The organism is Pseudomonas sp. LF-5 (genome assembly GCF_037626295.1).
Classification (GTDB): domain Bacteria; phylum Pseudomonadota; class Gammaproteobacteria; order Pseudomonadales; family Pseudomonadaceae; genus Aquipseudomonas; species Aquipseudomonas monsensis.
The window spans coordinates 165968-188294 of sequence record NZ_JARKMT010000003.1 but is presented as its reverse complement, the minus strand read 5'-3'; the positions used below and the strand labels follow the sequence as shown (position 1 = coordinate 188294).

Annotated in this window: 23 protein-coding genes; 10 read left to right on the top strand and 13 right to left on the bottom strand. The window is 60.6% G+C overall.

Features of this window, described 5'->3' with window-relative positions:
• Positions 1-7 precede the first annotated feature (7 nt).
• Positions 8-421 carry a DUF3301 domain-containing protein gene (locus tag PseuLF5_RS12905; RefSeq protein WP_123470010.1) on the top strand — a complete coding sequence of 138 codons (414 nt, stop codon included), beginning with the start codon at positions 8-10 and terminating at the stop codon, positions 419-421.
• Positions 422-446: 25 nt separating this feature from the next.
• Here PseuLF5_RS12905 and PseuLF5_RS12900 read toward each other — a convergent pair whose 3' ends face one another.
• Positions 447-1412 carry a CobW family GTP-binding protein gene (locus tag PseuLF5_RS12900; protein WP_336347589.1) on the bottom strand — a complete coding sequence of 322 codons (966 nt, stop codon included), beginning with the start codon at positions 1410-1412 and terminating at the stop codon, positions 447-449.
• A 27-nt stretch (positions 1413-1439) separates the two neighbouring features.
• On the opposite strand from PseuLF5_RS12900, the gene PseuLF5_RS12895 reads away from it, so the two are divergent.
• On the top strand, positions 1440-1796 hold the full coding sequence (locus PseuLF5_RS12895; RefSeq protein WP_186743833.1) for an NADH:ubiquinone oxidoreductase: 357 nt from the start codon (positions 1440-1442) through the stop codon (positions 1794-1796).
• Positions 1797-1800: 4 nt separating this feature from the next.
• Here the strand turns inward: PseuLF5_RS12895 and PseuLF5_RS12890 are convergent, their stop codons facing one another.
• Positions 1801-2451 carry a DUF1826 domain-containing protein gene (locus PseuLF5_RS12890; RefSeq protein WP_123470016.1) on the bottom strand — a complete coding sequence of 217 codons (651 nt, stop codon included), beginning with the start codon at positions 2449-2451 and terminating at the stop codon, positions 1801-1803.
• Positions 2451-3656 (bottom strand): zinc metallochaperone GTPase ZigA, encoded by a 1206-nt coding sequence (gene zigA / locus PseuLF5_RS12885; protein WP_336347590.1) that lies wholly within the window; start codon positions 3654-3656, stop codon positions 2451-2453. The genes PseuLF5_RS12890 and zigA overlap by 1 nt, the downstream gene beginning before the upstream one ends.
• A 224-nt stretch (positions 3657-3880) precedes the next feature.
• On the opposite strand from zigA, the gene PseuLF5_RS12880 reads away from it, so the two are divergent.
• Positions 3881-4258 (top strand): glutamine synthetase, encoded by a 378-nt coding sequence (locus PseuLF5_RS12880; RefSeq protein ID WP_340133700.1) that lies wholly within the window; start codon positions 3881-3883, stop codon positions 4256-4258.
• Here the strand turns inward: PseuLF5_RS12880 and PseuLF5_RS12875 are convergent.
• Positions 4255-5457 carry an N-acetylmuramoyl-L-alanine amidase gene (locus PseuLF5_RS12875; RefSeq protein WP_340133698.1) on the bottom strand — a complete coding sequence of 401 codons (1203 nt, stop codon included), beginning with the start codon at positions 5455-5457 and terminating at the stop codon, positions 4255-4257. The two genes, PseuLF5_RS12880 and PseuLF5_RS12875, sit on opposite strands and share 4 nt — an antisense overlap.
• Positions 5458-5541: 84 nt before the next feature.
• On the opposite strand from PseuLF5_RS12875, the gene folE2 reads away from it, so the two are divergent.
• The 6 genes from folE2 to PseuLF5_RS12845 are packed head-to-tail and all read left to right on the top strand — an operon-like array spanning position 5542 to position 10748.
• On the top strand, positions 5542-6438 hold the full coding sequence (gene folE2, locus PseuLF5_RS12870) for a GTP cyclohydrolase FolE2 (RefSeq protein ID WP_340133696.1): 897 nt from the start codon (positions 5542-5544) through the stop codon (positions 6436-6438).
• A complete protein-coding gene (locus PseuLF5_RS12865; RefSeq protein ID WP_186743828.1) occupies positions 6435-7103 on the top strand; it encodes a metal ABC transporter ATP-binding protein in 669 nt (222 codons plus the stop codon). Before folE2 ends, PseuLF5_RS12865 begins: the two co-directional genes overlap by 4 nt.
• Positions 7103-7969, top strand: coding sequence for a metal ABC transporter permease (locus PseuLF5_RS12860; protein WP_123470025.1), 867 nt, complete (start codon positions 7103-7105; stop codon positions 7967-7969). Before PseuLF5_RS12865 ends, PseuLF5_RS12860 begins: the two co-directional genes overlap by 1 nt.
• An 11-nt stretch (positions 7970-7980) precedes the next feature.
• Entirely contained in the window at positions 7981-8856 is an 876-nt protein-coding gene (locus PseuLF5_RS12855; RefSeq protein WP_340133694.1) for a metal ABC transporter substrate-binding protein, read from the top strand.
• Positions 8853-9413 (top strand): gamma carbonic anhydrase family protein, encoded by a 561-nt coding sequence (locus PseuLF5_RS12850; protein ID WP_128615744.1) that lies wholly within the window; start codon positions 8853-8855, stop codon positions 9411-9413. The genes PseuLF5_RS12855 and PseuLF5_RS12850 overlap by 4 nt, the downstream gene beginning before the upstream one ends.
• Before the next feature lie 3 nt (positions 9414-9416).
• Positions 9417-10748 (top strand): dihydroorotase, encoded by a 1332-nt coding sequence (locus PseuLF5_RS12845; RefSeq protein ID WP_123470032.1) that lies wholly within the window; start codon positions 9417-9419, stop codon positions 10746-10748.
• 120 nt (positions 10749-10868) lie between these two features.
• On the opposite strand, the gene PseuLF5_RS12840 is transcribed toward PseuLF5_RS12845, so the two are convergent.
• Positions 10869-11387 (bottom strand): DUF3617 domain-containing protein, encoded by a 519-nt coding sequence (locus tag PseuLF5_RS12840; RefSeq protein ID WP_123470034.1) that lies wholly within the window; start codon positions 11385-11387, stop codon positions 10869-10871.
• Positions 11388-11518: 131 nt separating this feature from the next.
• Between PseuLF5_RS12840 and cls the strand changes: the two genes are divergently transcribed.
• Complete coding sequence (cls, locus tag PseuLF5_RS12835; protein WP_340133692.1) at positions 11519-12958, top strand: cardiolipin synthase; 1440 nt, start codon at positions 11519-11521, stop codon at positions 12956-12958.
• 33 nt (positions 12959-12991) lie between these two features.
• Here the strand turns inward: cls and cfaB are convergent, their stop codons facing one another.
• The 8 genes from cfaB to hflK (PseuLF5_RS12795) form a co-directional block, all read right to left on the bottom strand.
• Positions 12992-14179, bottom strand: coding sequence for a C17 cyclopropane fatty acid synthase CfaB (cfaB, locus tag PseuLF5_RS12830; protein WP_340133691.1), 1188 nt, complete (start codon positions 14177-14179; stop codon positions 12992-12994).
• Positions 14180-14263: 84 nt separating this feature from the next.
• Positions 14264-15049, bottom strand: a complete 786-nt coding sequence (locus tag PseuLF5_RS12825; protein ID WP_340133690.1) for a DNA-binding domain-containing protein — start codon at positions 15047-15049, stop codon at positions 14264-14266.
• On the bottom strand, positions 15040-15885 hold the full coding sequence (gene bufB, locus PseuLF5_RS12820) for an MNIO family bufferin maturase (protein ID WP_123470040.1): 846 nt from the start codon (positions 15883-15885) through the stop codon (positions 15040-15042). Before bufB ends, PseuLF5_RS12825 begins: the two co-directional genes overlap by 10 nt.
• A 65-nt stretch (positions 15886-15950) precedes the next feature.
• Positions 15951-16202: a BufA2 family periplasmic bufferin-type metallophore gene (gene bufA2 / locus PseuLF5_RS12815; RefSeq protein WP_123470041.1), complete on the bottom strand. Its 252-nt coding sequence runs from the start codon at positions 16200-16202 to the stop codon at positions 15951-15953.
• 112 nt (positions 16203-16314) lie between these two features.
• Positions 16315-18222, bottom strand: coding sequence for a heavy metal translocating P-type ATPase (locus tag PseuLF5_RS12810; protein ID WP_340133689.1), 1908 nt, complete (start codon positions 18220-18222; stop codon positions 16315-16317).
• The gene (gene hflK / locus PseuLF5_RS12805) at positions 18219-19280 is read right to left on the bottom strand and encodes a protease modulator HflK (RefSeq protein ID WP_186743815.1); all 1062 of its coding nucleotides are present in this window, start codon (positions 19278-19280) and stop codon (positions 18219-18221) included. The genes PseuLF5_RS12810 and hflK (PseuLF5_RS12805) overlap by 4 nt, the downstream gene beginning before the upstream one ends.
• Positions 19277-20317 carry a protease modulator HflC gene (hflC, locus tag PseuLF5_RS12800; RefSeq protein ID WP_123470046.1) on the bottom strand — a complete coding sequence of 347 codons (1041 nt, stop codon included), beginning with the start codon at positions 20315-20317 and terminating at the stop codon, positions 19277-19279. The genes hflK (PseuLF5_RS12805) and hflC overlap by 4 nt, the downstream gene beginning before the upstream one ends.
• The gene (hflK, locus tag PseuLF5_RS12795) at positions 20314-22275 is read right to left on the bottom strand and encodes a protease modulator HflK (protein ID WP_340133687.1); all 1962 of its coding nucleotides are present in this window, start codon (positions 22273-22275) and stop codon (positions 20314-20316) included. The genes hflC and hflK (PseuLF5_RS12795) overlap by 4 nt, the downstream gene beginning before the upstream one ends.
• Positions 22276-22327: the final 52 nt, after the last annotated feature.

The window sequence follows — 22327 nt, the reverse complement described above, 5'->3', positions numbered from 1 at the left end:
CCTGTCGATGCTGACCCTCGAAAACATCTTCGTGTTGATGCTGTTCGCCGCTGCCGGCGCATGGCTATGGCACAACCACGGCTTGCGCGAGCGAGCGCTGGAGCGGGTCAAACAGCATTGCATCAACGTTGGCATCGAACTGCTGGACGGTAATGTCGCGCTGAAAAAGATTGGCTTGATCAAGGACGCCAGCGGTCGCCGACGCCTGGCGCGGGTGTACAACTTCGAATTCACCGTCACCGGCGAAACCCGCCACAACGGCACCATCACCCAGTTCGGCGCGCACAGTGCACAGATCGAACTGGCGCCCTACCCGGCGCCGTTCGACGATACGCCGCCGGTGGTCGAGGTGCACAAGCCTCGCGCGGAAGTGATCGAGCTCAGTCAGTGGCGCCAGGAACACACCAAGTGGAAGCCCTGAGTCCCGTCTTGTGAGCTTTTGAGTCTCAGCTTGTCCGCGCACTCGCCAGACCGGCCTGCAATGCCCCGACCTCCTGTGGCTCACTGAAAATCAGCTCGATCCGCGAATCCCGCCGCCATTCGCTTGGTTGCCAATTCAATTCAGCCCGGTCCAGCGCATTCGCTGAAACCCAGCCCGCGACGCTGTGGATAACCAGTTTGGCGCGTTTCCACTCCAAGCTTGCCAGCCAGTCGGCGATTCGCTGGCTGTCGAACGTTTGCCCCGGGTGCCAACGCCAACCCACGCTCCAACTGCCCTCCAGGGCCTGGCTCAGACAGATCGGTTGCGTCGGATCACTCCACACCGTTGGCATGGGCGCCGGGCCGTTGGGCACGATCAGGCTATCCGCACCCGCCGTCGCCCGTGCGGTCAGGCCCGGCAACTCGCTCAGGGACACCTGCGCCTGCTGCGTCCAGAGCAACCGCACGGGCGGTAGTTGTGCGGTTATCTGCCCGCGCAGGCGCTCATCAAGGTTTTCAGCCTTGTTCAGCAACAGTAAACCGGCGCCGGCAAGAGCCTCCTGTTGCGCTGCCGCTAACGGTTTTCCCGCCGCCAGCGCCTGAGCGTCCAGCACCAGAACACACGGCTGTACCGCCAGCACGCCGCGCCACGGCGCTTCACTCAACTGCCTGAGCAACTGCGCCGGATGACCCAGCCCCGACGGCTCGATAAACAGCCGATCCGGCTTTGCCTTGCGCAGCAAGCGCCCGAGCCCGATCTGGAACGGCGCACCATTGACGCAACACAAACACCCCCCGGCCACTTCGCCCAGTGCGATACCATCGGCGTCACGAGTCAGCAGTGCGGCATCAAGGCCGATCTGGCCGAACTCATTGATCAGCACCGCCCAGCGCTCCCCTTCCGGGCGTTGCGCCAGGAGCTGGCGGATCAGGCTGGTCTTGCCCGCCCCCAAGGGACCGGCGATGACATGAGTTGGAATGTTCTGCAACATGGCTGGCATTTTCTGAGGAGGTTGAAGATGCGTTGGGTGGGATGGTCGTTGCTGTTGATGCTGCTGTCGAGCGAAGCGTTGGCTCAGGCCTGTGTCGTGCACAGTCAGGGCGAGCGGCTTGATGTAAAAGTCTGCCAACAGAACCGCAACATCCCGGCCAAGCTGTTCAGCGACGGTTTCTGTCAGCCGACCCTGGCCGGACAGAAAGTCGAGGTGCAGTACGTCGATCAATGCCCCGCCGGCGCCTTTGGCGTGTGCAGCAACGCGCAAGTCGCCAATATGCCTTACCGCCAGGATATCCACTATTACGGCGTCGCCACTGATGCGGCGTATCTGCAACCGTATTGCGAAGGCCAGAGCCAGGGCACCTGGCTCAAACCTTGAGCGCTTAACCGAGCCAGTCGAGGGTCAGCATCAACCGACGCTCGCCCGGCGATAATGCCGGCGAACGATGAATCAAGCCAAAGCCCTCGTTGCCGTGCCATTTTTCACCTTTGAGCAGCGCGACGTGAGCGCTGCCCAGTTGCTGGATCTGCGCGCAATCCTGCGGCTCGGCGTTGGCCTGCCCCAGTTGAGTACGGTCCATGGCGCCCTCGGTGAGCCACTGACTGCCGACGCCGGCGTACGTGGTAATCAGGCGCACCGGCACATGGTCAACGTGGAAGCGTGGGCACATGGCCTTGTCCAGTACCCGCAGCCGCAGGCCGATGCGCCGCGCACCCAATAAACAGGCAAATGCACTGACCAGCCATCTCAGGTCGGCGATAAAGCTGTCGTAGCCTTCCAGGTCACGAAATCCTGCGGCCAGCCCGGCAAGGTCAGGCTCGGCGTCCTCCTCAGGCAACTCCAGGCACAGCGACTCCGCCAAGGGTTCATTGCGCGAAAGCAGCAGCCCGGCGAAATCGGCAATGTGCAGCGGCAGTTGTCGCTGCCAGACCGCGAGGTTGATGTCGTCCTCCAGGATCCGCGCCAATGCATTGGGCGTCGGCCCGTGATGCGGATAACGCGCGCGGTTTTGCAGCTGCTTGAACGCGAGCATCAGGCGGCCTCGTCGTGCCAGGGGCCGAACGGATCCGCTAGCAATCGCCAGCCCTGCGCACCGAGTGCCATTTCCTCATCGCTCAGCAGGCAGTCGTCCAGATCCGCCGAGAGCTGGGCGAAGTCGATGTTCTGGCCAATGAACACCAGTTCCTGACGACAATCACCGACGCTCGGCGTCCAGTTCTGCATGATCGCCTGGGTGCTTTCCTGATCCTGCGGCCACTGGGATTTCGGCACAAAACGCCACCAGCGACCCGCGAAGCCATGGCGCATCAAACCGCCGGCCTGCGACCAGCTTCCGGCATCCGTGGGTTTGCTGGCCAGCCAGAAGAAACCTTTGGAGCGCAGCAGTTTACCGTTCAGCCACGGACGGTCGATGAAGCTGAAAAACCGCTGCGGGTGAAAGGGCCGACGCGCACGGTAGACCGTTGACGCGATGCCGTACTCCTCGGTTTCCGGCACGTGTTCGCCCCGTAACTCCTGCAGCCACCCCGGTGCCTGCGCGGCTTTTTCGAAGTCAAAGCGACCGGTGTTGAGGATCTTCTCCAGCGGCACTTCGCCCATCACCATCGGGATGATTTCAGCATGAGCATTAAGGCGTCCGAGAATGGCCATCAGTTCATCGCGATCACCTTGGCTGATCAGGTCGATCTTGCTGATCAGCAGCACGTCGGCGAACTCGATCTGTTCAATCAACAGATCGGTGATGGAGCGCTCGTCTTCCTCGCCAAGGGTTTCGCCTCGAGAGGCGAGGCTTTCCGCCGCCTGGTAATCGAGGAGGAAGTTCATGCCGTCGACGACAGTGACCATGGTGTCGAGGCGCGCGACGTCAGCGAGGCTCTGCCCCTGTTCGTCGCGAAAGGTGAAGGTTTCTGCCACCGGCAGCGGCTCGGAGATCCCGGTGGATTCGATCAGTAAGTAATCGAAACGACCCTCGCGGGCGAGCTTGCTCACTTCTTCGAGCAAGTCCTCGCGTAACGTACAGCAGATGCAACCGTTACTCATCTCGACGAGCTTTTCTTCGGCACGGTTCAGGCTGACATCGCGCTGAACTTCGCTGCCATCAATATTGATCTCGCTCATATCATTAACGATGACCGCCACTCGCAATCCGTCTCGATTACGTAGTACGTAATTCAAAAGTGTACTTTTTCCGGCGCCGAGAAATCCCGAAAGCACGGTCACAGGCAATGCAGCTGACATTGGGTAATCCTCATCAAATGGTAGCCGACTGGCGCTTTTGCTCGCGCCGGACGTTTTCTGGCCCCAAACGATGGGCTTCAGAGAAAGTAAACGTTCGAAGTCGGTCGGGTCAGGCTCAGTTCAAATTAATGTTATAGTATAACAACGCAAACAAGCCAGCCCTTGTCTTGCCTTGAACGACAAAGCACTGGAAGCTGCAATCAACTGGCTTCTTGGAAAACGTGATGAGAAATGCGCTGAAGTACTCGGTTTTCAACCTCGCGCTGTTGATGGTGGGCAATGCCTGGGCTCAGGTTCCAGCACTGGCCAGCTGCACACGCAGCGCCAATCTGCTGGCGTGCATGGATGCTGATGGCAATGCGTACAGCGTCAACACCGTAGGTAGTACGCTTTACCTGCGTGGATTCGAGAAAGCTGGAAAGCGTTACTGGGCTCAGACCAACAGCCGCTTCGGGCAACTGACGTTCTTCACCGGCATCGCGTCCGACGGTGAAGCCTGGGTGGGCTACACCCGTCGGGTGGGCTGGACCACCATCAATCGCTTCTCCAGCTCCGGTGGTAGCAGCGCAAAGTTCACCTGCAGCCGCATAACGGGCTGTTAGACCCGCGAACTGTGTTGTGCCTGTTGCCAGGCGATGTAACTGTCGACCGGCGGATTCTTTTGAAAATAGCGCTGTAAACCATCGAACAATCCCTCGGCCACCGCTTGCTGGTGCCTCGCCGTAACCAGTCGCTGGCTGTCGCGAGCATTGGAAATGAAGCCGGTTTCAACCAGGATGGAAGGCACATCCGGGGACTTCAGCACGGCAAATCCGGCCTGTTCGACGCGCTTCTGGTGCAGCGTGGTGATCCCCGCCAAGCTGGCAAGCACCGTGCTGCCCAGCTGCAGACTGGCGGCAATCGTTGCATTCATCGACATATCCACAATCACGCTGGCCAGCATCGGGTCTTTATCCTTGAGGTTGAGCAAGCGGGTAGCCCCGAGCAAATCCACACCGTTCTCGCGTTGCGCCATGAAGCGCGCGGTTGCCGACGTCGCGCCCCCTTCCGAAAGACAATACACAGAGGCGCCAGATGCGGTCAGACGTGGCGCTGCGTCAGCGTGCACCGAGATAAACAGGTCGGCCTTGTGCTGGCGGGCGATCTCGACGCGCTTGCGCAGTGGCACAAAAAAGTCGTCATTGCGCACCAATTTCACGTCAAAACCCTTGGTTTTTTTCAGGCGTTTTGCGAGCAGTTGCGCAATCGAAAGCACCACATCTTTTTCACGCTCGCCCTTGGCGCCAACCGCGCCAGGATCCTTCCCGCCATGCCCGGGATCGACGACCACGATAATGTCGCGCTGAGGATGAACGCCTTTTGCAGGTGTTTCACGTGGAACCATTGGGGCGGTCGGGGCCGGTTTGGCGCTCACCAGATCAAGCACCAAGCGGTGCCCTTGGCCATCCTGCGGCGCCAGCAGGAAGCTGTTAAGCAGCACCGGACTGCTCAGATCGAGAACAATCCGCGTGTCACCCTGGCCGAAATGGCCGGATCGAATTGAACGGATCACCGTGTTACCGAGGGCTAACTGACTGAAATCGCCGGTCACACTGGCGCCGCTCAGATCAATGATCAATCGCTCTGGAGCGCTGAGTGCAAAAGTCTTGTAGCGCACCGGTGCGCTCAAATCGAATACCAGCCGCAACTTCTCACCCGAGCGCCAGAGCCGCGCGTTACGAACTTGCGTGGCTGAGACACTGAAAGGAAGGGCGAAGGCCGCGCTGGCCAATATCAGGTTAAGCAGATGGCGTCTGTGCATATGAAAGCCTGTTCATGAAAAAGGCATCGTGATTTGAATTGTTATAATGTAACATCAATTTCAATTAACACGATGGGGCTGAACATGAATGCGCTGACCTTACCGGACATCGCCGCGCAGGCCGCTCGCCAAGCTCTCCCTCTCGAATGGGTGGGCATGCGCGGCATCGCTTTACCTGTGTGGCTGGAAGGCCGACAACTGAGTGCGAAGGCCGATGCTGGCGTGAGTCTGGATGATGGCGAGGCACGCGGTATTCATATGTCTCGCCTCTATCTGGCGCTCGCAACACTCGAGCAGGAAAACCTTTCCCCTGCGCTGATACGGCAGGTGCTGCAACGGTTTCTCGACAGCCATGAGGGTTTATCCAATAGCGCCTATCTGAATATCCACACCGATTTGCTGCTGAAAAGACCCGCACTGGTCAGTCCGTTGAGCGGCTGGAAATCCTATCCGGCAACCATTGCTGCTCGTCTGGAAAAGCAAATGTTCCACGTGGAACTACAAATCGACGTGCCCTACTCATCAACATGCCCTTGCTCCGCCGCGCTGGCCCGCCAGCTGATTCAGCAGCAATTCATCGACGACTTCGCCAACAAGTCGCTGCAACATGCCGATGTCTTGACCTGGCTGGGTTCAACGCAAGGCATTCTCGCCACGCCGCACAGCCAACGCAGCATTGCGGAATTGCACCTTCAACTGGACGAATTCATCGACGAGCTGCCACTGACAGCAATCATCAACGACGCCGAAGCGGCGCTCGGTACCGCCGTCCAAACCGCAGTGAAACGCGCCGACGAACAAGCCTTCGCCCTCGCTAACGGGCAAAATCTGATGTTCTGCGAAGACGCTGCCCGCCGACTGAATCTGGCCCTGCGACGCACGCCGGGCGTCAGCGCGTTCCAGCTGCGCGTGGTTCATGCCGAAAGCCTCCACGCCCACGACGCCGTTGCGCAAAGTCGCTGGCAGCGGGAGCACGCATGATCCGTTGCCAATCCCTGACGTGGGGCGCCCCCGGCCAACCCCTGACATCCCCCCTTTCACTTGAGCTGGACAATGGCAGTCTCACGGCAATCGTTGGCGCTAACGGTTGTGGCAAAAGCAGCCTGCTGAAAGTGATGGCCGGTTTACAAAAGCCGTTGGCGGGCCAGGTCACGCTGAGTGTTCCACGCCAGAGCGGTCTGTCCTTCCTGCCACAGCAACAGCATCTGGACCGACAATTCCCGATCAGCCTCCACGAACTGGTGGCCGCCGGTTTCTGGGGCCGTAGATTATCGACCCAGCTGCGTGCCCAGCGACTCGCCGATGCGTTGGACAACTGGCACTTGAGTGGACTCAGCCACCGGCCGCTGATGGCACTGTCGGGCGGCGAACTGCAACGTGCCCTGCTCGCGCGCTTGAGCCTGACCGACGCGCCGATCCTGTTGCTTGACGAACCCCACGCTGCACTCGATGAACTCGGCCAGCAGTTGCTTTGGGAACATATTCACGCCTGGCACGGCGAAGGCCGAACCCTCGTCGTGGTCTGCCATGACCTCGCTGCCGTCCGCCAACACATCGCTCAAACAGTGCTGATCAACAATCGCCAATGTGTGTACGGCGCGAGCACGGAACTGATTCAACAAACTCCCGACATGCAGGTGGCCTGATGCTTGCCATCGCGCACTTCTGGCAACCGTTCAGCGAGTTCGTTTTCATGCGGCGTGCGCTGCTCGGCGGGCTGGTGCTCGCCTGCAGCGTTGCCCCACTCGGGGTGTTTTTGATTCTGCGGCGGATGAGCCTGATCGGTGACGCCGTCGCCCACGGCATTCTTCCCGGTGCCGCGTTGGGCTTCTGGTTCGCCGGCCTCAGTCTGCCTGCCCTGACCCTCGGCGGTCTCGGCGCCGGTCTGAGCATGGCCGGCCTCGCCGCGTGGATCACTCGCCGCACTGGCCTGCGCGAAGACGCCAGCCTCGCCGCGATCTATCCGATTTCCCTCGCCAGCGGTGTGCTGATTCTCGGCATCGCCGGCAAACGCCTCGACCTCTTGCACCTGCTGTTCGGCTCGGCACTGGCCGTGGACGGACCGACACTCCATGGCATGTTGTGGGTCTGCGCCTTGAGCCTGATCGCCATGGCCCTGATCTACAAACCGCTGCTGCTCGACACCCTCGACCCGCTGTTCCTGAGCACCGTCAGCCGCCTCGGCCCTCTGGCACACGGCGTATTCCTGACCCTGGTCGTACTCAATCTGGTGATCGGATTTCAGGCCATCGGCGCCTTGATGGTGGTGGGACTGATGATGCTTCCCGCTGCAGCTTCGCGATTCTGGAGCCGACACCTGCCGAGCCTGATCGCTATCGCAGCCGCCCTCGGTTGCCTCTCGGTTTGGCTCGGGTTGTTGCTGTCGTTCTACTACTCGCTGCCCAGCGGCCCGGCCATCGTGCTGATTGCCGGCCTCGGTTATCTGCTGTCCGTGGTGTTCGGACCGGTCCACGGTCTGTTGCGCCGCCCGCCTTTGCTCACATCCCAATGAGGTGTCTCCCGATGCGCGCTCTATTTGTGCTGTTCAGCCTGATGCTGTCGATGTCGTTATCGGCGGCGGAAAAACTGCCCGTGGTCACCAGCTTCAGCATCCTCGCCGACATGGTTCATCAGGTCGGTGGCGAGCATGTCCAGATCACCAACATGGTCGGCCCCGACGCCGATGCTCACACCTACGAGCCGACACCGGACGATGCAAAAGCGCTGCTCAAGGCCAGACTGATCATCAAGAACGGCCTCGGTTTCGAGCCATGGCTGGATCGACTGGTGACCAGCACCGAAACCCAGGCCACGGTGATCAGTGCAAGTCACGGGGTGATTCCACGTTCGCTGGATGAAGATGGCGAGACCATCCCCGACCCGCACGCCTGGCACAATCTGGCCAACGCCGAGCTGTACATCGCCAACATCACCAAAGCGTTGATCGCCGCCGACCCGGCCAACAAGGCCGACTACGAACGCAACAGTCAAACCTACCGGAAGCAGATCTACGCCCTGCTCGCCAAAGCCAAGGCCAGGTTCGGTTCGCTGCCAGCGGGCAACCGCAAGATCGTCACCAGCCATGACGCCTTTGGTTATCTCGGCCAGGCCTACGGTATCGACTTCATGGCTCCGCAAGGACTGTCCACCGAACGCGAACCCTCGGCCGCAGAAGTCGCGGCGTTGATCACCCAGATTCGCCAGGCCCACGTCAAAGCGGTGTTCATGGAAAACATCAAGGACGCACGCCTGCTCAAACAGATCGCCGACGAAAGCGGAGCGCACATTGGCGGCACCCTCTATTCGGATGCCCTCGCCGCAAGCGGCCCGGCCAGCACCTTCACCGGTCTGTTCGAGTACAACCTCAACACCCTCTACAACGCACTGAGCCAACCATGATTCGCAAGAACCCATCAGGTGATCTGCCGCAGATTGCCGAATCGGCCTACGTCGATAAAACCGCAATCATCTGCGGCAAAGTAGTGATCGGCGAAAACGTATTTGTCGGGCCTTATGCGGTCATTCGCGCGGACGAAGTGGATGCATCAGGCGAGATGGAAGCGATAACCATCGGTGCCAATTCGAACATCCAGGACGGCGTGGTCATCCACTCCAAATCCGGCGCGGCGGTGACGATCGGCGAATTCAGCTCCATCGCCCACCGTTCGATCGTGCATGGTCCGTGTGTTGTGGGTAACCGGGTATTCATCGGTTTCAACAGCGTGCTGTTCAACTGCGTGGTCGGCAACGGCTGCGTGGTTCGGCACAACTCGGTGGTCGACGGGCGCGATCTGCCCGACGCGTTCTACGTGCCCTCCACCACCCGCATCGGGCCGAAGACCGATCTCTCGCAGTTCCCACCGGTGAGCGTCAGCGCCTCGGAGTTTTCCGAAGACGTGGCGCGCACCAATGTCGATCTGGTACGTGGCTACAAAGCCTTGCAGAACGAGTTCTGAACCATGAGCAGCGTGCTGATTCGCAATGCCAGACTGGTCAACGAAGGGCGTGAGTTCGACGGCGACTTATTGGTTGGCAACGGACGCATCGTCAAGATCGCCCGCAGCATCGAAGGCGAAAACGCGGCGGTGGAAATCGACGCCAACGGTCAGTGGCTACTGCCCGGCATGATTGATGATCAGGTGCATTTTCGTGAGCCGGGTGCGCCAGCCAAGGGCAGCCTATATACCGAGTCCCGCGCGGCGGTGGCCGGTGGCATCACCAGCTTCATGGACATGCCCAATACCCAACCGGCCACCCTCACCCTCGAAGCGCTGGCGGACAAGAAGCGCCGGGCGGCGATGAGTTCGGTGGCCAACTACGGTTTTCACTTTGGCGTGAGTCAGGACAATCTCGACACGGTGGCGGCGCTCAATCCGAGTGAGGTGGCCGGGGTGAAAGTGTTCATGGGCGCGTCCACCGGCAACATGCTGGTGGATGATCCGCAAATCCTCGAACGGCTGTTCGCCGAGGTACCGACCCTTCTATTGGCACACTGCGAACACACGCCGAGCATCGACGCCAACGCGGCCAACCTGCGCAAACGGTTCGGTGCACATCTGCCGCCGGATGCCCATGCACTGATCCGCAATGCCGAGACCTGCTATCGCTCCTCGTCACTGGCCGTGGACCTGGCCAAGCGTCATGGCACGCGCTTGCACGTTTTGCACCTCACCACCGCACGTGAACTCGAACTGTTCGAAGACAAACCACTGGCGCAAAAGCACATCACCGCCGAAGTCTGCCTGCACCATCTGCTGTTCGATGATCGTGACTACCCAACGCTGGGCAACCTGATCAAATGCAACCCGGCGATCAAAACCCCCGCCGACCGTGATGCATTGCGCGCCGCGTTGAACAGCCAGCGGCTGGATGTCATCGGCAGCGATCATGCGCCGCATACCTGGCAGGAAAAGCAACGACCTTACAGCGAGGCGCCATCGGGATTACCGTTGGTGCAACACGCCCTGCCCGCCTTGCTGGAGCTGGTGGCGGACGCTGTCTTGCCGATCACCACGCTGGTGGCGAAGACCAGTCACCGGGTGGCGGATCTGTTTGCCATTCCGGATCGCGGTTATTTGCGAGAGGGATATTGGGCAGATCTGGTGTTGATTGAACCGCAGACGCTGGAGGTGTCTCGGCAACCGATTCTGTCGCAATGTGGATGGACGCCGTTTGCCGGTCGCCGCTTTCGGCATCGGGTGAATACGACAATTGTTTCGGGGCAGATTGCGTGGCGGGACGACCGGGTGCATGACGGGTGTCGAGGGTTGGCGTTGCGATTCTTGCGCTGAGGCATTCAGTGACTGACAAGACGCGATCGCGGGCAAGTCCGCGCCCACAGGTTGCACCGGTGAACACAACATTGATGTCCACTGCAGAACCTTGTGGGAGCGGGTTTGCCCGCGATGTTTTTAAGCTCTTGGTTTAACCGCGCCGCAATCCTGGCCCAACCACACGGCGCGGGTCTCCAGGCTGCCCTTCTGGTTGATCCCGATGGCATTGAACGTGCCGTTGGCTACCGTGGTGAATTCCCGATCGCTTTGGAACGTTGCCACGCCCGTGCCCTGGGCTTTCGGGCAACTGAAGCGGAATTTCCACTGGTTGCCGTTGCGCTCGGTGATCTGTTGCTTGCAACCTGATTGCGGATCAGCCAACGGAATATCGTTGGTTGCCACCTGTTGCGGCGTCAGGCAGGCACGAATGCCTTTACCGCCGATATTGATACCGTTCTTTTCCAGGGCCGCCCTCTGTTGCGGGGTCATCTGGCCTTGAATCTGGCCGAGGATCGACTGCACATCCATCGGCTGATCATCGACTTTGACGTTGCTCGATGTCATTTCCCACAGCCCTGGCTGCAACATCTGCGCTTGCGCAATCACCGGCAATGCCAAACCCAGGCCCAGCGCCAAACCCAGCAGACGAACGTTCATCGAAAAACTCCTGATCAGTAGTGGCCGTTAGACGTCGGCCGATTGCTTCGGTTCATGCACCAATTAAATAGCGACATTCGCAACAGAACATGGTCTGTTAAGCATTAAATCTTCCGGAGCAAGGCTGCCCCATGGATTATTTTGGACCGCACATTTTCGGTTATCTCATCGCTCTGATACATACCCTCGGATTGATTGCCGCCGTACATGCGGTGCTCACCGTGCGTACGGCCCAAGGCTCGATCGCCTGGGCATTGTCGCTGATCTTCATCCCCTACCTGACGCTGATTCCCTACCTGGTCTTCGGTCGCAGCACTTTCGATGGTTACATCAAGGCGCGACGCCAGGCCAACGAACAGATGCGTCAGGCGATTTCCGAGCTGAACTGGCGGCCGTGGGTCGAAGAAGCGCTGGCTGCTCGCGCCTCGAACGCCTATACCTCATTGCGCGCCATGCCCAAACTGGGACGCATGCCGTGTCTGGCGAACAACGAGGTGCAGTTGTTGGTGAACGGCACGGCCACCTTCGACGCAATCTTCCAGGCCATCGAACACGCGAAGGAAGCCGTGCTGATCCAGTTCTTCATCATCCACGATGATCGCCTCGGTCAGCGCCTGCGCGATCTGCTGCTGAAGAAAACCGCCGACGGCGTGGCGATTCATTTGCTCTACGACCGCATCGGCAGCCACGCCCTGCCCCACAGCTATGTGCAGGCATTGCGCGACGGCGGCGTCGAGGTCGAGGCGTTTGCCACCCGCAGTGGCTGGCTCAACCGCTTTCAGGTCAACTTCCGCAACCACCGCAAAATCGTCGTGGTCGATGGTGTAGTCGGTTTTGTCGGCGGACATAACGTCGGCGATGAATACATGGGAGAGAAGCCACCGCTGGCACCGTGGCGCGACACCCATGTGAAAGTACGCGGTCCGGTGGTGGCGTGCATGCAGGAATCCTTTGCCGAAGACTGGTTCTGGGCCGCACGGGCCTTGCCGCCGCTTATTTTGCCGGATGAATACCCGGACGATGGCGTGCTCTGCCAATTGCTGGCCAGCGGCCCGGCAGATGCCTACGAAACCTGTTCGCTGTTTTTCGTCGAAGCCATTCACGCCGCGACAGAGCGAGTGTGGATCACCAGCCCCTATTTCATTCCTGACGAAGCGGTATTTGCCGCGTTACGCCTGGCAGTATTACGCGGCGTCGATGTGCGCTTGTTACTGCCATCGCGGCCCGATCACCGGATCGTCTACGCGGCGTCCAGCCTTTACGCCTTTGAAGCGGTACGCGCCGGTGTGCGGGTATTTCGTTATGAACCCGGATTCCTGCATCAAAAAGTGGTGCTGATCGACAGCGAGATCAGTGCGATCGGCAGCGCCAACCTGGACAACCGCTCATTCCGGCTGAATTTCGAAGTGATGTTGCTGACCGTCGATAGCGACTTCGCCACCAGTGTGGAACACATGCTCAATCAGGATTTCGAGCAATCCTATGAGGTCGCCAAAGAAGAAAGCCGGGAGATCCACCGCCTGCAACAGGTCGGCATGCGGATCGCCCGGCTCATTTCACCGATTCTTTGAGCCCTTTGCCGTAAGGCAAAAGGCGCACTGGCGTCATGGATTGTAGATATCTTCCCGTGTCCATGGCAGTTCATGGCTGCCATCCGGATGCGCCTTGACGGCGAGGATCTGGTGCAGATTGATCCAGCCGCGAGCGAACGCGTACGCACAACCGGCCAGGTACAGACGCCAGATGCGCAACGCTTGATCGGGCACCAGTTTCGCCCCCGCTTCGAGGTTGTCCTCCAGGCGCTCGCTCCAGTGATCCAGTGTGCGCGCGTAATGCAGGCGCAGACTTTCGACGTCGATGATCTCAAGCCCAGCCTCGCTGATCTCGGCCGAAATCATCGCCAGGTGCGGCAGCTCGCCGTTGGGAAACACGTACTTCTCGATGAAGTCCCCGGCACCGCGCCCCACCGGACGACCGTCCGTGTGCTTGGCGGTGATCCCGTGGTTCATCACCAGTCCACCCTCCTTCACCGCGCCAAACAGGGTCTTGCAATACTCGGCAAGATTGGCGTGACCGACGTGTTCGAACATGCCAACACTGACCACCTTGTCGAAGCGCCCGTCCTGCGGCAAATCGCGGTAATCGAGCAATTGCAGTTCGACCTGGTCTTCCAGCCCTTCGGCTTTAACCCGTTCACGGGCCAGTTCCAGTTGTTCCTTGCTCAGGGTGATGCCGAACACCTTGGCACCGAACTCTCGCGCGGCATAACGCGCCAGCCCTCCCCAACCGCAGCCGACATCCAGCAGATAGTCGCCCGGCTGCAAACGCAGCTTGCGGCACAGGTGACGGAACTTGGCTTGTTGCGCTTGCTCGAGGGTTTCACTGCCCGTTTCGAAATACGCGCAGGAATACGCCATGTCGCTGTCCAGCCAGAGCTGGTAGAACGCATTGGACAAGTCGTAGTGGTAGGAAATGGATTTAGCGTCAGTCTCCTTGTCGTGCACGGAACGCACCGGCTGACTGTCTTCCTCTTCATCGAGCAACGCGCTGCTCAACTCATCGCAGACCCGGATGACCTCGCTGATCGAGCCTTCCAGTTCCAGTTTGCCCTCGATGAACGCCGCCCCCAGCGCGTCGAGACTTGGATGAGTAAACTGGCTGACCATCTGCGGGTCCTTGACCACAATGGTGACGCTGGGCGCCGGCCCCAGATTGATTTCATGGCCGTCCCAGAGCCGCAGACGAAGCGGTAACTGCAGATTCTGTAAGGCCGGTGGAAGTTGCGCGAGCATGGAAAATCCCCCTTGTTTCAGACGTCTGATCTGAGGGTAGACCATCCTGAAAAAATAGCAGGCTATCGAATTAATTAGCCGAAACTATGATTGCAGACGCTCCAGCAAGCCATCCTGTAGCCACTGTTTCAACCAGGTGACGGCTTGAAGTGGCGCGCCCTCACCATAAGTGACTGCTGACTGTGCGCACAGTTCAGAGAAGCTCCAGTTCTCGTTCAGCACCCCGTTCAGCGCTTCGCCTTCGGCAGATGGCAGGCTGCGGTAATGACTGACCAGACCCTTTCGCCAGATCAGGCAGATCTGAGGCGTCGCAAGGCTGACGCTGGCAGGGAAAGCGCTTTGCTCCTTCACCGCACGCCATTGCGCAAGGCTGTTGAACCGACACTCAAACCATTGCAACGAAGGGGTCGGTTTGAATCGCAGCCCAGGCCATTCTTCAGGTGCCAGCGTCACCATTGTCTCGATGCTTGACGGCGCGCCTGCGGGCGCATCAAAGGCCAGCGTAAAGGCCCACTCAAGCGCTGCCAATTCAGCCAACGGCGCACTCTGTGCCAGCACCAGATGTTCGCGGATGAACCCTTCGAAGCCTTTGCCCAGCCAGCGCAGGCTGTAATGTGTCGAAGGATGTTGGCGCAGGTAGGCGCTGGCCAGCAGGTCGAATTCCTCGTCGCCCAGCCAGTGCCAGATCGTCGGGAAGTCGCTGCGCAGCACCTCAAGCAGTCGCGCTCGGTAAGCGTTGTGGTAAATCGCCAGACCGGTATCGACATCCAGCGTCGGGCCGCCGACAAGCGAGTCGACCAGTGCCGGATCGGCGACGGCCTCATCCAGCAGAAATGCTTCGAACGCCAACTGCCAGTCATTCAGGCGCATTGCGTGCTCCCCTGCAGGACCATTGCCGCCAATTCACGAGCCTTGTGCAATTCATCAAGCAGTTCGTCGAACGGCGGAAAGTGATCGTCGCGTTCCAGCAGGGTGGCCACCGGGCCGAGGTGTTGCAGCGTACGTTGATACAGCGCCCAGACCGGATCGCTGACCGGATGATCGTGGGTGTCGATCACGTAGTCGCCATAATCGCTGTGCCCCGCCAGATGCAGCTGACGTATCTTGTCGGCCGGCAACTGCTGAATGAAGGTCCACGGATCAAAGCCGTGATTGCGTGAACTGACGTAGACATTGTTGACGTCCAGCAGCAATTCGCAGCCGCTCACCCGGCTCAGGGCGGCGAGAAATTCCCATTCGGTGAAATCATCGGAAGCGGCACGCACGTAACTGGAGACGTTCTCCAGTACCAGTGGACGCTGCAGAACGTCCTGCACCTGCGCGACGCGCCCGGCAATGTATTCCAGACTTTCTTCGGTGTACGGCAACGGCAACAGGTCATGCAGTTGATGGGCGTTGCCACGGCTCCAGCACAAATGGTCGGAGATCCACGCCGGTTTGACCCGTTCGGCCAGTTGTTTGAGGTGTATCAAGTAGTCGCGATCGAGGGCGTGCGGCCCGCCGATGGACAGGGAGACGCCATGCATGACCAGCGGATAACGCTCGGCGATGGCGTCCAGGTAGTACAGGGCCTTACCGCCCGGCACCATGAAATTTTCCGAGATCACTTCGAACCAGTCGACGTCAGGGGCCTGTTCGAGGATCTGTTGATAATAGGCGCTGCGCAAGCCCAGGCCATAACCGAGACAGGGAAGAGAGGCGGACATGGGCGAACTCCTGTTGGTAGTGGCCGCAGTGGCGTTAACCACTGCGGCGACACTTGGCGGTGAGGTTATTCGCCGACCTTGCCACCGGCCTTTTCGCACGCCGCCTGGGTCATGGCCTTGAAGCCCTGGCCCTTGCAGGAGCCCATGCCTTTGCAAGCGTGGTCTTTGGTTTTGCAGTCATTCTGGCCTTTGCAGGCATTCACACCGTAACAGTGAACGTTGGCATCGGCAGCCATCGCATTGGTCGCCACACCGGCAAACATTGTGGCAGCAGCCAGAGCGAGAGCGGCACCGGCAGCAGCGGTCTTGATAGTCATTTTTTTATCCTCGGTCATCGTCAGGGGTTGTCGGCTGGAAGGTTGTTCAGTCCCGACATAGCACTAGAGAGGGCCTACCCTTGTGGCGTTACAGAGGCTGAAAAAAATAATTTCAGGCATCTTCCTTGAGCTTGAGCAGCGGCTCCTGAAAGCGCAACAAACGACCGGCATTGCCCAGCACCAGCAATGTGCTGAGGTTATGCAGCAGCGCGGCAATCATCGCTCCGGCGGCGCCCAGCCAGCCGAATGCAGCGAACACGACGATGGCCAGCGTCCAGCCCAGACCGATGATCACATTCACTTGCAGGGTTCGCCGGCACTGCCGACTCAGGCGCACGCAAGTCCCCAGTCGACGCAGGTCGCTGCCGATCAGCACAATATCCGCCGAGGCCAATACGATATCGGCACCACCCGCCCCCATCGCAACGCCCACCACGCCCGCCTTGAGGGCCAGCGAATCGTTGATACCGTCGCCAACCACCATCGGCCGGAAACCGTTGTCGATCTCCTTGAGCACGCAATTGAGCTTGTCTTCGGGCAACGCCTGCGCTTCAACCTCGTGCAGGCCCACCTCCCTGGCCAGGGCGTGGGCGACGCTTTGCCGGTCACCCGTCAACAACAGTTGCCGGCCCAGACCCAAGTCGCGCAATTCACCGAGGGCAAAGCGCGCTTCCGGTTTGACGCTATCGGCCAGCAGCAACCAGGCGAGGAATTCACCGTTCAAGGCCAGGCCCGCGATCGGGCCATCGTGCTCGGGAATGGCCGTGGTGGTGATGCCCAGTTGAGCAAACAACTCCGGACGGCCGAGTGCCGCTTTGCCCTGCGCGGTCATCGCCACCACACCGAGGCCCTGGCGTTCGTGGATATCCGTCAGCGTCAGGCATTGCTCTTGGCTGACCAGCCCGGCGAGCGCGCGACTGACCGGATGACTGCTCGCCGCGCCGAGGCTTGCGGCCAACGCCATAACGATGGATGCGTCGGCACGCGGCTTGTCGATCGACTGCAAGCGCAACGTGCCGTATGTCAGCGTGCCGGTCTTGTCGACCACCAGCGACGTCAGATCGGCCAACTCTTCGAGGAACGCCGAACTGCGGATCAGAATCCCGTGGCGTGCCGCCACCGCCACACCGGCAATCGCCGTGGCCGGCGCCGACAACACCAGGGCACAGGGACACGCCGCCACCAGCACCGCGAGCATCGCTTGCGCGTTGTGCGTGATGAACCAGGTCACCGCTGCCAACAACAACACCAGCACCATGTAGCTGCCGGCATAACGCTCCAGCAAACGGGTGATCGGGGGTTTCGAACGCTCGGCGTTTTGCATCAGCGCGATGACTTTGCCGAGGGTCGATTCACCGCCGGTGCGCGTCACTTCGATGCGCAGCAGACCGTCGAGGTTGATTGCACCACCAAACACCGTCATGCCGACGCCCGCTTCTACCGGCACCGACTCACCGGTAATCGACGCTGTGTCGAGACTGGCCTGGCCGGACAACACCCGCCCGTCTGCCGGTACACGGTCACCGGCACGCACTTCGACCGTGTCACCGGATGTGAGCGAGCCGTTGTCGACTTCGATGATCGTACCGTCGGCCTGAACCTTGCGGGCGTGGCTGCGGGTCAACTGGCCAAGCGCATGAATCGCTTCCTGGGAACCGATGACACTGCGCTCCTCCAACACATGACCGAAGATCATGATGATCGGCAGCAATGCTGCGGTCAGCAGATCACCCGTCGCCCAGGCGCCGAGCATCGCCAGGGCAATCAATTGATCGGTGATGCCGTGCAGACTCGGGTAACGCAGGCTGAACCACGCCGAGCGCATCACCGGCACGGCAACCAATAAAGAAGCGAAACCGAGCAGCAACTGGCTGACGCCGGTTTGCTCAGGGCTCACCCAGCGCCAGATCAAACCGAGGCCGAGCAGCCCCAAGGCGAGCATTGCCAAGGTCAATTGCCGCGCGGCGCGGCGTTGTTCAGCCGAGGACAACAGGCTCGGTGCAGCGGTAGTCGCGGTCATTTTGCGGCTCCCTGAATGATCAGACGGGAATCGTCCTTCGGATCGACCGTGGTCACGGATCCAGCCTGACCGAGAATTTTCGGCATGCGTTCGCGATACAGACGCAACAGCATCTGCGGGTCAGTGCCCTGCTGTTGGGCTTTGGCCAGACTCGATACGGTGGCGGTATCGGCGGAGGCTTTGGCGAGTCGCTCGCCGGCTTGAGCGTGTGCAACTTGCAGCGCGCGGTCGGCCTGCTCATTGGCCGCCTGAGTGAGTTTTTCCGCATCAGTACGTGCATTCGCCACAGCCTTGTCGGCCTGCTGACTGGCGGTCAACACCGCATTGAAGGCACTGACCGCCGGATCGGGCAGACTCGATTGCACATCGACCCGCGCCACCTCGATACCGATGCCCTGCCCACCCGCCTTAAGCTCGGCCAGGCGTTTGTTGATGCCTTGCACCAGATCGCCGCGCAGTCGTTCGCGACGTTCGGCGGCCTGGTTGTCGGCGCCGATCAACTCCGGACGAGCGACCAGAATGGTGTCCAGATCCCGTGCGGCGGTGAGTGCCACGGCACTGCGCGTGACTAGGCGATCCAGTGCCGGAAGCACATGTTCGCCCTGAAGCACGAAGTCATAGGGGTCGGTGACCTTATAAAAAACCCGCACATCCAGTTGCACGACACCAGCATCACCGGTCAACAGGTATCCGGATCCGGCGAGCGCATCACTGATCGGCACCGCAAACGAGGCGACTCGATCTGCCTTCACCGCCTCAGCGCTGCGCAGCAGGTTGCCAATCCGGCGTTCGATCACCCGGTCCGCTGCCGGCAGCAAAACCACTTGTTCAAATGGCTGCGGCCAGGCCAACAACAGACCGGCATTCTGAATGCGATCCAGCGCACCGAAATGCAAAACCACCGCGCGATTCTGCGGATCGATTTGCCGCACATTGGAAAATGCCCAGGCCAGCGCGGCCAGCAATGTCACCGCATACAGGGCGAAAAACGCCAAGCGTCCTGCCTGAATCCACGGACTGTTCAGCGCATGTGTTCCACGTGGAACTTCTTCACTCATGGCTGCGATCCGGATTTGCTGTCGACGCTGGGCGGGCCGTCAACCAATACGCGGAAGGGGGCGGCGTCGGTGCGCAGAATCAGTTTGGTGTCCGGTGAAACAATGGTGCCAAGGGTGTCCAGCGAGCGCAGCAAGTTATACAGCTGCGGCGACCCGGCATAGGCGCGGCCATAGATTTGTGCAGCTTCAACCCGCGATTGCGCTTCGATATCAGCGGCTTTTACCGTGGCGTCCGCCTGCACGATGCGCGCATCGCGTTCGGCCGCAGAACGGATTTGCGCCGCTTCGCGTTTGCCGATCGCGGTGCGTTCAGTGGCAATGGTTTCACGCTCGGCGCGCATGCGATCCACCGTGGCGGTAAGCGTCACCGACGGCAAGGTCAAGCGCTCGATGCCCACCTGCACCACGCGCACACCATAAGTGGCGAGCAATTGCTGATCGATCTGCTGACGCAGTTGCGCCTCGAAATCAGCGATATGCACCTGACTGGCGTCGGTGTTGACCAGGTTCGCCAGGTCAAAACTGCTGGCGGTGGTTTCCAGCGCCGAGCCCACGAACGTGCGAATCTGCCGTGCCGCTTCATCCGGCTGGTTCTGCACAGCGCGCATGAAACGTTGCACATTGTCCGGATCGCCCTGCACCTGCCACGCCACGTAAGCCTGAACGATGATGCGCAAACCGTCGCGCGTGCCGACATCCTGCAAGCCGCTGGAGGTGGTGCGCAGACGCAGGTCCACCGGGATCGCCGCTTCAAACGGCGCCGGCCAACGCCAGCTCAAACCCGGATCGAGCAGCACACGCGACGGATTGCCGAACCGGGTGATGACCGTGGCCTCGCCCGAGCGAACTTGCACCAGACTCGCCGCCGCGATGGCAAACGCCACCAGCAATGCCGCCCAAGCCATGCGTCGCCAGGGGAACGGCCCCGCTTCTTCCGGCGCACCGTGATGGTGATGGCCATGATGATGGTGATGCCCGCCGTGGCCGTGATCGTGGCCGCCGTGGTCATGGTGATCGTGAGTGTGCGACTGGCTCAATGGGCAACTCCTGGTTGAGCGGTGGTGCGCGCGGGCGATGGATCAGCCGGCAGCGTAAACGTACGCAAGTCGATGGTCGGCGCATTGCTGCTGCCACCCAGACGATGGTCGAGCACCAGCAATTTGGCTTTGCTCAAGCCTTGGCTGAGCTGACTGAGGTATTGCTCCAGCACGAACGCCTGGCCGGCGCTGGCGTAGGCTTTTTGCTCGGCAGTGAATTTCAGCTCCGCGGCCTGCGCCGAAGCGTTGATTTCGCGCGCATTGGCGCTGGCCTGGTCGCGGGCGAGGCTGGCCTGCAACTGCGCCTGATTACTCGCCTCAGCCGCCGCTCCCCGCTCACGGGCGATTAACGCCTGCGCGCCAATCTGCGCTGCTTGCACGCTGTGATACGCGTTGGCCGCACCGGCCGGCGGATGAATGGCTTCAACCACCGTGGCAAGAATCTCCACCCCGCTGTCGAGCTTTTGCAGATCGTTTTGCACCGCGCGTCCAATCTGATCGCCCAGCCCTACCCGATCGGTACCGAGCAAACCGTCGAGCGTGCGCGAAGCGAAATCGTGCACCAGAATCCGGCTGGCCGTGCTGCGGATCAACGTCGGGACATCGGCACTGTTATAGGTCGCCGCCAATGCCGCCTGGTCACTCAGGCCAATGCGATAGACAAACCGCACGTCCATGTTGACGATCTGGAAGCTCTGCTGCTCGCCGCGGCTGCTGGCAATCACCTGAGACTTGTCGTTGACGTGACTGGCGTCCCACAGACGATTGGCCGTCAGGGGGGCCGGGCCTTCGGCAGGATCGGGCTGAACCGGCGCCGGGTTTTCGCCGACGCTGGTCGCCAGTTCGTGGACTACGCCGTTTTCCACGTTCAGCACCCGTCCCAGCGGCCACGGCAAACCAACGTGCAAACCGGGAGCGAACACCTGCACCGGTTTGCCGAAACGCTCGTAGATCCCACGACCTTGCAACGGAATTTCATGAATGCCGGTCAGCAGCCAGCCGAGTCCCACAACCAGCGCCAGCACAGGCAGAAATGCGCGGCGCATGTAGCTGAACGCCCAGATCTGGCGCAGATCGATGCCGAAACGGTTGTGCAACTCGTGCTGCAACGCGAGTAACGGTTGCGGCGGCCAACGCAGCAGATCGGCGCTAAAAGTGCGCGCCAGCAGGGTCGGCTCGAGTTGCTCGCGACGAGGACTGAATAGTGACAATACGGCGCGCAATAACAGCTCGATCGCGACCAGTCCCGGCAAGATTCCAGTCAGTACGGCCACGCGAACCGGCCACACGGCACTCTCGCTGGCGAACAGTAAACACAGTGCGCCCAGCACCAGAGTGATAATCACCACCCGCGTCAGTTGCGCCAGCGCGCCCGCTTCTGGCCATTGCGCCGGACTCTCTTGTGCCAGGTGCCGCTCCAGTACCAGCAAGGCGAAGGCCAGCAACAACGCCATCACCGCGCCAACGGTGGCAGACAAACCCACCGCCGCAGCCGGTAGCGCGAGGTTCCATGCCTGCTCGATGCCAAGCAACACCAGCATCGCCCAGCCACCCAGCCACAACGTCGCCGCACCGATCTGGCCAAGCCAATGCAGACTGCGCTGACTCACGCGTTCCAACAGCTGCTCGTACCATCCCTGCGCAGCAGACGGTTCTTCCATTGTTGGAGGATTCGACGCCAGAGGCGTCATCACCCGCTCACGCCATCGCGCCACCCACCACGCCGATTGCAAACCAGCGACCAGCACCAGCAACGCCGCACTCTGGTTGACCAACAGCGGCAGCCACAACGACTGCGGCGCGAACAACCCGACAAAAAACGCCAACACCCACCCGGCCCCGGCCAAGCCGCCAAGGCCGATGGCCCAGCGCCGTAATCGCCGACCTTGCATCGCCGCCTGCTGAAAGCGCGGCAATCCGGTCACTGGCGTGCCTTCAACTTCCAGATCGACTTGCATAACACCCCGAAATCATTGGTTCACTGCGCATATCGTTACGATATAACGATAA